Raw genomic sequence first — 12,591 nt, 5'->3', positions numbered from 1 at the left:
TGGCACCCACCCGACACCGCTGCCCCGCGGGCGCCCGTACGGTCCCTCAGGAACTCTCCTGCCGCAGGCCGCTCGGCGCCGGGCTGCCCAGCCGCCGGGCCATGTAAGGCTCCTGCGCGAGCGCGGCGCCCAGGGTGATGCCGATGGCGACCGCCACGCAGAGCACGATCAGCCACGACAGGATGACGAACACCGAGCCGGTCGACCCGTAGGTGGCGAGCGCCCGGTTGAGGGCGTTCGGCATGTAGAAGCGCGCGCCCAGCGACAGCGCGGTCACGGCGGCGGCCGTGATGAGCGCGCCGGGCAGCAGCGGGGGCCAGCGGATCACCCCGCCCAGCAGCAGGTGCTGGCTCCACCACCACGCCACCGTCTGGAGGAGGAGCGTGAGGGGGATCCCGAGCCACAGGCCGAGTCCGAAGCCGTCACGGACCGGCCCCTGGAAGATCAGCAGGACCATCCAGGCGAGGATCCAGGCGAACCAGCGCCAGATCGCGACCCGTGTCCCGCCCCGCGGGATCTGCCAGGCACGCTTGCACAGCCGTTGCATGGCACGGCTCACCGCGGTCGCCGACAGCAGCACGATCACGGCGCCGACCGCGCCCACGGCGTTGCGGATGTCCTCCTCGCCGGAGCCGTCGAACACGGCGCTCAGCTGATCGCTCGCCTGCCCGGTGAGCCCGAACATCGTGCGGACGGAGGAGACCAACTGGTCGCGCACCCCCTCCGGGGCGAACGAGGCGACGACGAAGAGCAGGGGCACGGCCGTCAGGAAGCACTGGGCGGCCAGCCGGGTGGCGGAGTCGAAGATGTTCACGCCGACCATGCGCTCCGTGACATGGGTGATCACGGGAAACCGGGTCTCGGCCCGCGCCTGCGTCCGTTTGGCGGCCGCGGCGAGCTCCCGGGAGCGCTCGCGCCACCGTGCCTTGCGCTCCGACCACATCAGCGGCCCGCAGCGGCGTGCGGCACGGACGGCGGCTGCCGGGTCGTCGTCATGGCGGGCCTCCTTCTTCTTGGTCCAGGTTGGTGGAGGCGGACCGGGGCGGCATCTCGATGGGCAAAAGGTGTCGGAGCGCGCTGCGGTGCGTAGTGTCGTATGTCGTCGCACGATTGGGGCGCCATGGTCCTCGACCTCATGCTCATCGCGTTGGCCATCGCCCTCTACCCGCTGCCCATGATGGCGTTCATCCTCGTGGTGTCCTCGCCCAGAGGCGTGTGGAAGGGGCTGGCCTTCATCCTGGCGTGGCTGGCCAACCTCATCGCGGTGATCGCGATCGTGCTGGCGCTGACCGGCGGCCAGCCTCCGTCGCCCCGCTCCCCGCCCGGAGTCGCGGCGCTCGCGCTCAAGCTGGCCATCGGGGTGGGACTGGTGTTCTACGGGGTGCGCCGCTACCGCCGCAGGAAGGGGAAGGCCGCCCGGGACGCCGCCCCGAAGCCCTCCCATGTGGACGTCGGCTCGGTGTGGGCCGCGGCGGGCCTGGCCGTACTCATCCAGCCGTGGGGCATGGTCGCGGCGGGTGCGACGACGGTGATCGAAGCCGACACCTCGCACGCGACGACCTTCATCGCACTGTTCGGCTTCTGCCTGCTCGCCAGCTCCAGCCTGCTGGCCGCGGAGCTCTACATGGTGTTCGCCCCGGAGGCCGCCCAGGCCCGGCTGCTGCGGATGCGCGCGTGGATGGAGGGCCACAAGGACGAGGCCATCGTGTTCGTGTGCCTGCTGCTCGGCCTGTGGCTGACGGCTCAGAGCATCTACGAGCTGACCGGCTGACCGGCTGACCGGCTGACCGGCTGACCGGCTGACCGGCTGACCGGTCGGCGGGACCGGACGGTGGTGCGCGGGAGCGGCCAGACGTGCGGGGGAGCGGGCAGCGTGCTGGAATGAAAAGACCTTTCCCCCCTCTCCGACAGGAGCTGCCATGAGCAGCGAGACCGAGCCGCGAGCCGATTTCGGCGACATCGACGAACTCGGCCCGGTCGACTACATCGTGGTCGAGTTCCCGGGCAACCGTATGACGGGCGAGGGGCTCCCGATCCTCGTCGACCTCGTCGACCGGGGCATCATCCGCATCTTCGACTTCGCCTTCATCCGCAAGGAAGAGGACGGCACGGTGACCGCGCTGGAGCTCCAGGACCTCGGTGGCGAGGTCGACCTCACCGTGTTCGAAGGAGCGTCGTCCGGCCTGCTCGACGGCGAAGACATCCAGGAGGCCGCCGCCGCCCTGGAACCCGGGAGCTCGGCCGGGGTCATCGTGTACGAGAACACCTGGGCGGCGCCCTTCGCCCGTGCCCTGCGGCGCGGCGGAGCACAGCTCGTGGCCGCCGGACGGATTCCCGTGCAGGCCCTGCTGGCGTCGCTGGACGCCCTGGAGGAACCGCCCGCCGGAGAGTGAAGCCCCCCACAGCCTGGAGATGAGTACCATGCCCGGACTCCTTCGCGGGGTCGCCCGCACCGCCGTCATCGCGGGCACCGCCACCGCCGTGTCCAACCGCGTGTCCCGCCGCCAGGGCGGCCGCTGGGCGCAACAGGACGCCCAGCAGCAGGCCCAGATGGAGGCCCAGCAGCAGGCGGCCGCACCGCCGCCCCCGCCGCCCGCCGCGGCACCGCCCGCCGACGACATGACCGCCAAGATCGAGCAACTGAAGCAGCTCAGCACCCTCAAGGAACAGGGCGTGCTGACCGAAACGGAGTTCGCCGAGCAGAAGCGCCGACTGCTCGGCTAGACGGCCCGGGCGCCGGAGCGTGAGGGGGCGCCGCGTGCAACACCTGGCGCGCCCGGCGTCTCAGGCGACGAAGCGCAGGCGCGTCACGCCCGCGTCGAGCGCGCCGCGGACGTGGCCGTTCGGCGCGGCCGCGGTCCGTTGGAGGAACCGGACGGCCTCGGCGGTGATGACTTCGCCCGGCAGGACGTTGGGGATGCCCGGCGGGTACGCCGCCAGGGTGTCCGCCGAGATCCGTCCGACGGCCTCTTCCGCAGGCACGACCACGGCCGGGCTCAGGAAGGCCCCGCGGGCGGTGAGCTTCGTGCCACCGGGAGCCGGCAGCTGCAGCACGCCGCCGCCGCCGCCGCCGCCGCCGCCGCCGCCGCCGCCGCCGCCGCCGCCGCCGCCGCCGGCGGCGGCGGCGCCGGCCGAGTCGTTGGTGAGCGGCGAGGGCAGGGTGTGCAGCGCTTCCACGAAACGGTCCGTGTCGGGGACGCAACCCGCGCCGATCACGGCGACGATCGCCGCGTCGGTCGCCACTTCGACCATGACCTGATGGTCCCGGAAGAGCCGGCGCCTGGCCTCGTGGCCCGTGATCCCGCCGGCGCGGGTGTCGATCGCGACGCGCAGCGGGTCGGCCCGGACGATGTCGGGGAAGGCGTGGAACCCGTCGCTCACCACCGTGAAGCGGCCCAGCGCGCGCACGGCGCCGCGCACCCGGTCCGCGGCCGCGACCGAGCTGCCCGTCGCGTCGGCGGCGGTGACCAGGTTCCTCCGGGCGAGATCGAGCGACGCGGTCAGCAGCGCGCTCGCGCTGGTGGACTGCACGAGCCGGAACGCCCGGTCCACGAGCGGTTCGAGCAGGTCCGCGAAGGGGCCCTCCGCCAGGTGCAGCATCGCCGACTGCGTCAGGCTGCCCGCCAGTTTGTGCGTGCTCGAGGTCACCAGGTCGGCGCCCAGGGAGAGGGCGCCGGCGGGGAGGCTCGGGTGGAAGCCGAAGTGCGATCCCCACGCCTCGTCGACGATCAGGGGTACCCCTGCGGCGTGGGCGGCGTCCGCTACGGCGCGCACGTCGGCCACCGCGCCGAAGTAGCTCGGGGACACGATGTACACGGCGGCCGCGTCCGGTGTCCGTTCGAGCGCCGCCGCCACGTCCGCGGCCGTCACACCGTGGGCGATGCCCTGCTCCGGGTCGACGGACGGCTGGACGAAGACGGCGTCCAGACCCGACAGCACCAACCCGTCGATCACGCTGGAGTGCACGCTGCGCTGCACGACGAGCGTGCGCCCCAGAGCGGGGGCGACCATCGAGGCGATCTGATTGCCCTGCGAGGCGCCGTTCGTCAGGAACCAGGTGCGCCGCGCGCCCCAGGCATCGGCAGCCAGCGCCAGAGCCGTGTCCAGCGGGGAGTCCGGGCCGAGGTCGATGCCGTCGAGCAGCGGCGGGAAGTCCAGCGCCGTGATCCGGGGGCCGAAGAAGGCGGCGAGGTCCGAACCGGGGGCCGCGGCATGGCCGGGGACGTTCAACCTCAGCCAGTCCCGCCCCGCATGGCCCAGCACCGCCTCGGCGTACGGGGTACGCAGCTGGCCGACGCCAGGACGGAAGGGCGAGGGCACCGGAGCGGTGGGGACGGACGTGGGGGAGGGCGAGGGGGTGCGGTGATCGGTCGTTCTGATGTTCACCCCCGGAGCGTGACAGCCGTCCAGTCATTGAGGAACAGTGCACTTTTCGTTACCCCTCCATACGATGTCTATATGCTCGACGTCAGGCAGCTCCAGGTGCTGCGCTCCATCGCGCAGGAGGGCTCGCTCGCCGCAGCCGGCCGCGCACTGCACTACAGCCAGCCCACGATCACCCACCACCTCGCCGCCCTGGAAGCCCACTTCAACGCCCGGCTGGTCCAGCGCGGACCGCGCGGCGCCGTTCTGACCGAGCTCGGCGAAGCCCTGCTGCCGCACGCCGAAGCCGTGCTCGACCGGCTGCGCCACGCCGAGCTGGAGGTGCGCAACCTCGCCGAGCGCGGCATGCGCACCCTCCACATCGGCACGTTCCCCACGGCGGGCGCCCTGCTGCTGGCCCCCGCGGTCAAGCGCCTCCACCAGCAAGGGGTCCACATCTCGCTCACCGAAGGCGAGCTCCCCCTCCTGCTGCGCGGGTTGCGGGCCAGAGAGCTCGACGCCGCCCTCGTCTTCTCACAACCGGGCGACAGCCTCGACCTCGACGAGGACTTCGAAGTGCACCCGCTGTTGTCCGACCCGCTGCTCCTGGTCATGCCGGAGGACCACCCCTGCGCATCGCAGGACCAGGTGTCCCTCGGGGAACTGCGGGACACCGCGTGGGTGGGCGCCGCCGACCCGCACGACCCCTGCGACCGCGTCCTGGCGTGGGCGTGCGGCCAAGAGGGGTACGAGCCCCTGCACGTGATGCGCACCGACGACTACGCGGTGGTCCAGGGCCTCGTCGCCGCGGGAACGGGCGTGGCCCTCGTCCCGCGGCTCGCCCTGGGACAGTCCAGGCCCGACCTGGTGGTCCGCCCCCTGGCCCGACCCGATCTCGCCCGGGAAATCAGCGTCGCCGTACTGCGGACCACCTCGACCGGCGCCGCCCAGGAACTGATCGGGGCGCTACGGGAGCAGGCCGCGCTGATCGCGGACCGCTGGGCCGCGGCCTGACCGCGCACCCCCCGCTTCAGGCCGTCCTGGTGCTGAAGGAGGGGGTCGGGGACGGCAGCCGCAGTGGCTTCGCAACCGCCGCGCAGAAGTCGGCGAGCCCCGTCGCCAGGGCGGCCCGGGAGGCTTCCGGCATCGCGGACATCGCCTCGGCCAGCGCCTCCTGCCTGCGGGCGCGCAGCCGTTCCAGATACGCCCGGCCCGCGGGAGTCAGGCCGAGCAGCACTTCGCGGCGGTCGTCGGATCCGGGGTGCCGTTCGAGGAAGCCCACGGCCTGCAGCCGGTCGCACAGCCGGGTAACGGACGGCGGGGCCGCCTCCAGTAGCATGCCGAGATCGCGGAGGTTCAGCTGGTCGTTCGCCTCGACGAGGAACAGCACCCGGGCCTGCGCGGAGGAGACGGGCGCCGCGCTGGCCGTGTCCCGGCCCCGCTCCCATACCACCTCCAGCAGCTCGATCAGCTCGCTCATTTCCACCACCGCCGACACGGCGGGCCGCGGAGAGCCGATCGACCGCTGACTCATGTGACACTCCCTACCGGACGTACGCGCAGCCCTTCCCCGGCGGACCGGCGGCTTCGTCGTCCCCCATCTTGGCAGTTGTGAGAGAGACAGGTACGGGGCCGGTGACTGAAGGCGTACGCGGCGAGGGGGTCGGGGGTGGCGGGGACGTCGAGCGCGCGCTGCGCGGCGCCGCCCCCCACGCGCTGTTCGAGGAGGTCCGGGGCATCCTGACCCGCGACCACGGGGCGGCCGGCGCCGAACTGCTGATGGCGGACTACGCCTCGGCACGGCTCCAGCCCGTCACGGCGCAGCCGTTCACCGCCGAATCCGTGTCGGCGTACAACGGTCCCGAGGGCCGGGCGTTCGGCGCCCAGGAAGCGCACGTGGTACCCGGGGAGGACGGGATCACCGTGCACCTGCCGGTGACCGTGCGCGGCGACCGGCTCGGGGTCCTGAGCGTCCGTTACCCGGCGGGCCGCCCGGTCGGTGGGCTGGTCGGCCCGCTGCAGGACGTGGCGGACGCGCTGGCCCACGAGATCCTCGTCGCCGACCGCGACACCGATTTCTTCCTGCAGGCGCGCCGGGCCAAGCGGCTCACCCTGGCCGCCGAGATGCAGTGGCAGCTGCTGCCGGGGCGCTCGTGCTCCCGGCCCGAGTACGACCTCGGGGCCCAACTGGATCCCGCGTACGCCATCTTCGGCGACAGCTTCGACTGGTCGGCCTCCGCCGACCACCTGACGCTGACCGTCAACAACGGCATGGGCGAGGGCATCGACGCGGCGCTGCTGACCAGCCTCGCCGTCAGCGCCCTGCGCAACGCCCGGCGCGCCGGCCTCGACCTCGCCGATCAGGCGGCCCTGGCGGACCAGGCCCTGTACGGCCAGTACCAGGGGCGGTTGCACCTGGCGATGCTGCTGCTCCGCTTCGGCCTGGACACCGGTGAGGTCGAGGTCATCGACGCCGGGTCGCCCCGGGTCTGGCGGCTGCGCGGGGGCACCGCGGAGCGGGTCGGGCTGGAGGCGCAGCTGCCGCTCGGCATGTTCGAGGACACCGTCTACACCGCCCAGCGCTTCCAAGTGCTGCCCGGGGACCGGCTGTTCTTCCTGAGCGACGGCGTCTACGACGTCCTTTCCCCCGGGGGCGAGCCGTACGGCCTGCACGCCCTGACCCGGGCCATCATGAACACGCGGCTGCTGCCGCCCTCGCAGGTGCCGCGGGCGCTCCTGAAGGAGCTGCCGGGGTACCGGGGCGACGTGGACGCCACCGACGACGCGATGGTCGTCTGCCTCGACTGGCGCGGCCGGTCCGGTACGGAGGCCGGCGGCGGCGCGCGGTAGGCGGCCTGGGCCGAAGCGCGCCGGACGGTGGCACAGTGGAGGCATGCCCCGTCCCGGCCGCTCCGGCGCGTACGAGGACCCGGCCGCGGCCCTCGCCGCCGCGGCGGACCTCCTCGCGGTGCTGCACGCCAGGGGCCAGGACGGTGTGGATCCGGCCGTATCGCCGTCGCAGCTGCGGGCGCTGCTCGCCGTGGAGGGTGCCGAGGGGGGCAACCTGCGGACTCTGGGCGACGTGCTCGGCTCGCGTCCGCCGTCGGTCACCCGGCTCTGCGACCGACTGGAGGCCATGGGGCTGCTGACCCGCTCACCCCATCCGTCCCGGCGCCGCGAGGTGGAGGTACGGCTCACACCGCAAGGGCGGGCGCTGCTGGACGAGCGGCGGGCGATCCGGGTGCGCGAGCTGTCGGCGGTGCTGGGGCGGATGGCGCCCGAGGCGGTGGACGCGCTGGTGGCGGGCCTGGAGGCGTTCCGGGAGGCCGCCGCGGGCTCGTACCCGGTCGCCGGCACGCCCGCAAGTGCCGGCACGCCCGCGGGCGCCGGCTCCTCCGCCGCGTCGACGCCGGCCTCCGTCCCCGACAGCGCCTGACGTCCGGGCCCCGGCGGCCGCTCCCGGTCCGGGGCTGGTTGCGAGCCCCGTCGGCGGCTCCCGGTCCACGGGTGGTTCCCGGTCCCTCCGCGGGATGACAGAATCATTGAGTTCGTAAAATATTGCCGAACGGCAAATGATCACTCTAGGCTTACCCGACGCAACCACGCGTCCGTCGGGCGTCCGCCGTGCGAGATGAGAAGGGACAGACGAGACGCCATGGTGAGCCTCTCCGGGCTCGGGGCCCAACCCCCGTCCGCCCGCACGCCGCAGCCGCGGGTGGTCCAGCCCCGGCAGGAGTCCGCCGGGAGACCGGACGATTCGCTGGCACTGTGGAACGGCCTACCCCCGTACGTCCTGCTCATCGAGGACGACGAGGGCGACGCCGTGCTCGTCGAGGAACTCGTGGAGGACAGCGGGATCGAGGTCCGCCTCGGCCGGGCCCGCTCCCTCGCCGACGCCCTGCACCTGCTGGAGGCCGAGGCCCCCGAGTGCGTCCTGCTGGACCTGCACCTGCCCGACGCCCAGGGCCTGGACGGGCTGGAGAAGGTCCTCGCCGTGTCCGCCGAGGCCGCGGTCGTTGTCCTGACGGGCCTGTCCGAGGAGGGGGCGGGACTGACCGCCGTCGCGGCCGGCGCCCAGGACTACCTGGTCAAGGGACGCCTCGAGGCCGACGTCTTCATGCGGGCCATCCGCTACGCGATCCAGCGCAAGCGCACCGAGCTGGCGGCCGTCGCCCTCCAGGCGGGCAAACTGCGCGCCGAGGAGAACGCCCGCCTCGAACGCGGCCTGCTCCCCACGCCGCTGCTGCTCGAGGACGCGGCCGACGCCGTCACCGTCTGCGCCCGCTACCAGCCCGGGCGCGCCCAGACGCTGCTCGGCGGGGATTTCTACGACGTCGTCCAGACCCCGGACGGGGCCACGCACGCCGTCGTCGGCGACGTGTCCGGCCACGGTCCCAGCGAGGCGGCGCTCGGCGTGTGCCTGCGCGTCGCGTGGCGGTCGTTCGTCATGGCCGGCGCCCGCGGCGCCGAACTGCTCGGGCTCCTGGAGCGGATCCTGCTGGCGGAACGCTCGGGCCCCGAGATCTTCGCCACCCTCGTCTCCCTGACCCGTCCGGCAGGCACCCGCGCCGTCTCCGTACAGCGCGCCGGCCACCCCGGTTTCCTGGTCCGTTCGGCGGCCGGCGTGGAGCTGCGCACCGTTCCGGGCGGGCCCGCGCTGGGCATCCTGCCCGGCTGGGGCGCCGGCTGGCCCGTCACCGAGGTGGCCGTGGAGGCGGGCGGCGCCGTGGTGCTCTTCACGGACGGTCTGATCGAAGGGCGCATCGGACCCGGCTCCGACCGTCTCGACGAGACGGGCCTGCTGGAAATCGCCCGCAAGCACGCCGGCCTGCCCGCGGAACCGTTCGTCGACACCCTCATCCAGGCGGCGCAGGGCCTCGCCGCGGACTGGGGCGGCCTGGCCGACGACGTCGCCGTCCTCCACCTCGAATGGAACTCCTCCACGTGACCTCCCCCGCACAGCCTCGCGAAACGCCCCGGGGGCGGGCTCCGGACCGCCACGGGCCGAGCCTCCAGGCCTGGCTGACCAGCGTGCTCGTCGTGCTCGCCCTCATGGTCGTCGGCACGGGCGCGCTCGGCGCGGCCCTCCTGTCCCACACCACCACGGCCGGAAACCGGCTCGTCGACGGGATCCTGCCCGCCCAGCGCGACGCCCTGCGGCTGGAGACGGCGCTGCTGGACCAGGAGACCGGGGTCCGCGGCTACCTGCTGGCCGACGAGCCCGCGCTGCTGGAGCCGTACGAGCGCGGTCTGGCCAACGAGACCGCGGCGGCCCAGCACCTGGCGACGGTCCTCGAGGGCGACAACGGCACGGGCGAGGACCTCGCGGCCGTGCAGGAGGCCGCCCGGACCTGGCGCGAGCAGTTCGCGGCCCCTGCCATCGCCTCCGTGGAGAACGGCTCCGCCCCGCCGTTCCTCCAGGCAGGCAAGGACCGCTTCGACGAGGTCCGTCGCCGGATCGCCGCCCAGCAGGCACACCTGGACCGCATCCAGGCCGATGCCCGCACCACCTTCGGTGAAGCCCGTTCGCAGCGCGACCACATCCTGCTGGCCATCGTCGTGGCCTTCCTGCTGGCCGGCTGCGCCCTCGCCGTGCTGCTCCACGTGGGCGTGCTGCGGCCGCTCGGCCTGGTGCGAACCGCCTCCCGGCGCGTCGCCGACGGGGCCTTCGAGGAGGAGATCCCCCTGCGCGGCCCCTCCGATCTACGTGCCCTGGCCCGGGCGGTGGAGGCCATGCGGCACCGGACCGTGGCCGAACTGACGGCGTCGCGGCGCAATGCCGAGCGGCTCGACCGCATAGCCGCCGAACTGGACGCACAGGCGGTGGAGCTGCGGCGTTCCAATACGGAGCTGGAGCAGTTCGCGTACGTGGCCTCGCACGACCTGCAGGAGCCGCTGCGCAAGGTGGCCTCCTTCTGCCAGCTGCTGGAGAAGCGGTACGGGGACCAGCTCGACGAGCGCGGCACCCAGTACATCGGCTTCGCCGTCGACGGCGCCAAACGGATGCAGGTGCTCATCAACGACCTGCTGACCTTCTCCCGGGTCGGCCGGGTCCAGGACGCGCGCGAGACGGTCGCGATGGACGGCCCCCTGGACCGGGCGCTGCGCAACCTGTCCGCCGCCGTGGAGGAGAGCGGCGCGGAGATCACCCGGCCCGAGCGGCTCCCGGACGTGGTGGGAGACCCGACGCTCCTGACGATGCTCTGGCAGAACCTGGTGGGCAACGCCGTCAAGTTCCGCTCGCCCGACCGCGCTCCGCGCGTCGAGGTGGCCGTGGCCGACGACCCCGACGGCCCCGACGCGGAGCCGGGATTCCACACCTTCACCCTCACCGACAACGGCATCGGAGTACCGGCCGAGTTCGCCGAGAAGGTCTTCGTCATCTTCCAGCGGCTGCACGGCCGCGAGACCTACGGCGGCACCGGTATCGGCCTCTCGCTCTGCAAGAAGATCGTCGAGCACGCGGGCGGGCGCATCCGGATCGACACCGAGCACCGGGAAGGCACCCGGATCGTCTTCACCCTGCCCGTCGTCGCCGTCCTACCCACCGCCGCCTCCGATACCGCCACCCCCGACGCGGCCGGGGCCGCGGTGTCCGGCGCCGGCGCCGACACCGAGCCGCCCGCTCCCGTACCCACCGAAGGAACCCTCCGATGAGCACTCCCGCAGACCGGCCCCGGGCCACCCCCGCCGAAGTCCTGCTGGTCGAGGACGACGCGGGCGACGAGCTGATGACCCGAGAGGCCTTCGAGGACAACAAGATCGGGAACGTGCTGCACGTCGTGCGGGACGGCTTGGAGGCCCTCGACTTCCTGTACCGCCGAGGCGAGCACGCCAACGCGCCGCGCCCGGACCTGATCCTGCTCGACCTGAACCTGCCGAAGTACGACGGACGGCAGGTCCTGGAGCGGATCAAGACGGATCCGGAGCTGAACCACATCCCCGTGGTCGTGCTCACCACCTCGGCGGCCGAGGAGGACATCCTGCGCAGCTACAAGCTGCACGCCAATGCCTACGTGACGAAGCCGGTGGACCTCGACCAGTTCATCCGGGCGATCCAGCAGATCGACGACTTCTTCGTCACCGTGGTCAAGCTCCCCCGCGCACGGTGAGGCCGGTGGCCGGGCGGGTGGCCGTGGCGGCGACAGGACGCAATGGTTCAGGAATGCGAACGGAAAGAGTGGGGAAGACGGACATGAGCAGCATGGACACACACGACGCCGAGGCACGCAGTCGCGTCGAAACCCGCTCCGACGGGGACGTACGCATCATCGTGATGGCGGGTGAGTTCGACATGGACAACGTGGCCGATCTGCGGACCGCCATGGATCCGGCGGCGCCCGGTGTGGCCCGGTTCGTTCTGGACGTCGCCGGGGTGACGTTCGCGGACTCGACCGCGCTCAGCGTCATGCTGCAGCCCACGCTGCACCGGCCGGTGGTCCTGGCGGGGACCGTGCCGAGCCGTCTGGCCCGGCTGCTGGAGCTCACCGGTGCAGATCTGGCCTTCGCCACCGCGCCCAGCGTGGCCGAGGGCACGGTCATGACCGTCCCGCCCCGACAGGGGTGAACGGCGTTCCCGTGAGGAGGTGAACGGTGCTGGACCACGCCGATACGAGCGGCATCAGAACGAGCCCGGGCGCGCCGCGCACCGCCATGCAGGCGCGCGACCGCGTACGGGCCCTGCTGAGGTCCTCCACCGTCGCGCGGGTCGGCACCGCCGACGTGGACGTGGAGGTACTCCTCACCGACGCCCTGCTGGTGACCTCGGAGCTGGTCACGAACGCCATCCGGCACGGCGGCGGGCTGCTGGGCTTCGACGCCTCCCTGTGCGCCGGCGGGGCGGGCCTGCGGATCACCGTCACGGACGCCGTCAGCACCGCTCCCCCGCCCTCCCGTCCTGCCGGTCCCTCCCGTCCGGCAGGCGCGGCGACGGGCCAGGGCGGCTACGGGTGGCCGCTGATACACCGCCTCGCACGCAGCGTGCGGATCACCCCTGCGGCGCACGGCGGCAAACGCATCGAGGTCGTCGTCCCGCTCGACGGCGCGCCCCGCTCCCCGTGAGTCTCCCGGCCGGTGTGAGGGCCCCACCGGTTTGGGGTCCGGGATTTCGGCCATACGGACGTCGAACACCCCGACACCGGTCGCCGGGGTGGGAGGGGGGAACTCGTATGACCGCGTCGTGCTCAGGTGTCAGTACTACGCCGAGGACAACCGGGTCGGCGCGCAGCA

At 73.0% G+C, this 12,591-nt stretch carries 14 protein-coding genes; 11 read left to right on the top strand and 3 right to left on the bottom strand.

Translation table 11 applies throughout. The features are described from left to right. Positions 1 to 46 precede the first annotated feature (46 nt). The gene (locus ACIQK6_RS02020; protein ID WP_402694121.1) at positions 47 to 943 is read right to left on the bottom strand and encodes a YhjD/YihY/BrkB family envelope integrity protein; all 897 of its coding nucleotides are present in this window, start codon (positions 941 to 943) and stop codon (positions 47 to 49) included. A 177-nt stretch (positions 944 to 1,120) separates the two neighbouring features. Between ACIQK6_RS02020 and ACIQK6_RS02015 the strand changes: the two genes are divergently transcribed. The 3 genes from ACIQK6_RS02015 to ACIQK6_RS02005 all read left to right on the top strand — a co-directional run bounded on the left by ACIQK6_RS02015 (position 1,121) and on the right by ACIQK6_RS02005 (position 2,724). After that, entirely contained in the window at positions 1,121 to 1,771 is a 651-nt protein-coding gene (locus ACIQK6_RS02015) for a GAP family protein (protein WP_329108215.1), read from the top strand. 148 nt (positions 1,772 to 1,919) lie between these two features. Continuing rightward, positions 1,920 to 2,393 carry a DUF6325 family protein gene (locus ACIQK6_RS02010; protein ID WP_402694120.1) on the top strand — a complete coding sequence of 158 codons (474 nt, stop codon included), beginning with the start codon at positions 1,920 to 1,922 and terminating at the stop codon, positions 2,391 to 2,393. 28 nt (positions 2,394 to 2,421) lie between these two features. After that, the gene (locus tag ACIQK6_RS02005) at positions 2,422 to 2,724 is read left to right on the top strand and encodes an SHOCT domain-containing protein (protein WP_329108217.1); all 303 of its coding nucleotides are present in this window, start codon (positions 2,422 to 2,424) and stop codon (positions 2,722 to 2,724) included. A 60-nt stretch (positions 2,725 to 2,784) separates the two neighbouring features. Here ACIQK6_RS02005 and ACIQK6_RS02000 read toward each other — a convergent pair whose 3' ends face one another. Continuing rightward, positions 2,785 to 4,386, bottom strand: a complete 1,602-nt coding sequence (locus tag ACIQK6_RS02000; protein ID WP_402694119.1) for an aminotransferase class I/II-fold pyridoxal phosphate-dependent enzyme — start codon at positions 4,384 to 4,386, stop codon at positions 2,785 to 2,787. Between the two features lie 72 nt (positions 4,387 to 4,458). On the opposite strand from ACIQK6_RS02000, the gene ACIQK6_RS01995 reads away from it, so the two are divergent. Next, on the top strand, positions 4,459 to 5,376 hold the full coding sequence (locus ACIQK6_RS01995; RefSeq protein ID WP_402694118.1) for a LysR family transcriptional regulator: 918 nt from the start codon (positions 4,459 to 4,461) through the stop codon (positions 5,374 to 5,376). A gap of 16 nt (positions 5,377 to 5,392) precedes the next feature. Here ACIQK6_RS01995 and ACIQK6_RS01990 read toward each other — a convergent pair whose 3' ends face one another. Next, positions 5,393 to 5,896: a MarR family winged helix-turn-helix transcriptional regulator gene (locus ACIQK6_RS01990; protein ID WP_402694117.1), complete on the bottom strand. Its 504-nt coding sequence runs from the start codon at positions 5,894 to 5,896 to the stop codon at positions 5,393 to 5,395. Positions 5,897 to 5,997: 101 nt separating this feature from the next. On the opposite strand from ACIQK6_RS01990, the gene ACIQK6_RS01985 reads away from it, so the two are divergent. The 7 genes from ACIQK6_RS01985 to ACIQK6_RS01955 all read left to right on the top strand — a co-directional run bounded on the left by ACIQK6_RS01985 (position 5,998) and on the right by ACIQK6_RS01955 (position 12,423). Beyond that, positions 5,998 to 7,212 (top strand): PP2C family protein-serine/threonine phosphatase, encoded by a 1,215-nt coding sequence (locus tag ACIQK6_RS01985; protein ID WP_329105911.1) that lies wholly within the window; start codon positions 5,998 to 6,000, stop codon positions 7,210 to 7,212. A 43-nt stretch (positions 7,213 to 7,255) separates the two neighbouring features. Next, a complete protein-coding gene (locus ACIQK6_RS01980; RefSeq protein ID WP_402694116.1) occupies positions 7,256 to 7,798 on the top strand; it encodes a MarR family winged helix-turn-helix transcriptional regulator in 543 nt (180 codons plus the stop codon). 219 nt (positions 7,799 to 8,017) lie between these two features. Continuing rightward, entirely contained in the window at positions 8,018 to 9,310 is a 1,293-nt protein-coding gene (locus ACIQK6_RS01975; RefSeq protein ID WP_402694115.1) for a PP2C family protein-serine/threonine phosphatase, read from the top strand. Further along, on the top strand, positions 9,307 to 11,019 hold the full coding sequence (locus ACIQK6_RS01970) for an ATP-binding protein (RefSeq protein ID WP_402694114.1): 1,713 nt from the start codon (positions 9,307 to 9,309) through the stop codon (positions 11,017 to 11,019). The genes ACIQK6_RS01975 and ACIQK6_RS01970 overlap by 4 nt, the downstream gene beginning before the upstream one ends. Further along, positions 11,016 to 11,474 carry a response regulator gene (locus tag ACIQK6_RS01965; protein WP_329105921.1) on the top strand — a complete coding sequence of 153 codons (459 nt, stop codon included), beginning with the start codon at positions 11,016 to 11,018 and terminating at the stop codon, positions 11,472 to 11,474. The genes ACIQK6_RS01970 and ACIQK6_RS01965 overlap by 4 nt, the downstream gene beginning before the upstream one ends. 83 nt (positions 11,475 to 11,557) lie before the next feature. Beyond that, positions 11,558 to 11,929 (top strand): STAS domain-containing protein, encoded by a 372-nt coding sequence (locus ACIQK6_RS01960; RefSeq protein WP_329105923.1) that lies wholly within the window; start codon positions 11,558 to 11,560, stop codon positions 11,927 to 11,929. Positions 11,930 to 11,955: 26 nt separating this feature from the next. Then, positions 11,956 to 12,423 carry an ATP-binding protein gene (locus tag ACIQK6_RS01955; RefSeq protein ID WP_329105925.1) on the top strand — a complete coding sequence of 156 codons (468 nt, stop codon included), beginning with the start codon at positions 11,956 to 11,958 and terminating at the stop codon, positions 12,421 to 12,423. Positions 12,424 to 12,591: the final 168 nt, after the last annotated feature.

It is taken from the genome of Streptomyces sp. NPDC091682 (genome assembly GCF_044756625.1).
GTDB lineage: Bacteria > Actinomycetota > Actinomycetes > Streptomycetales > Streptomycetaceae > Streptomyces.
The sequence above is the reverse complement of the archived record's forward strand: the minus strand, read 5'-3'. Positions and strand labels throughout refer to the sequence as shown.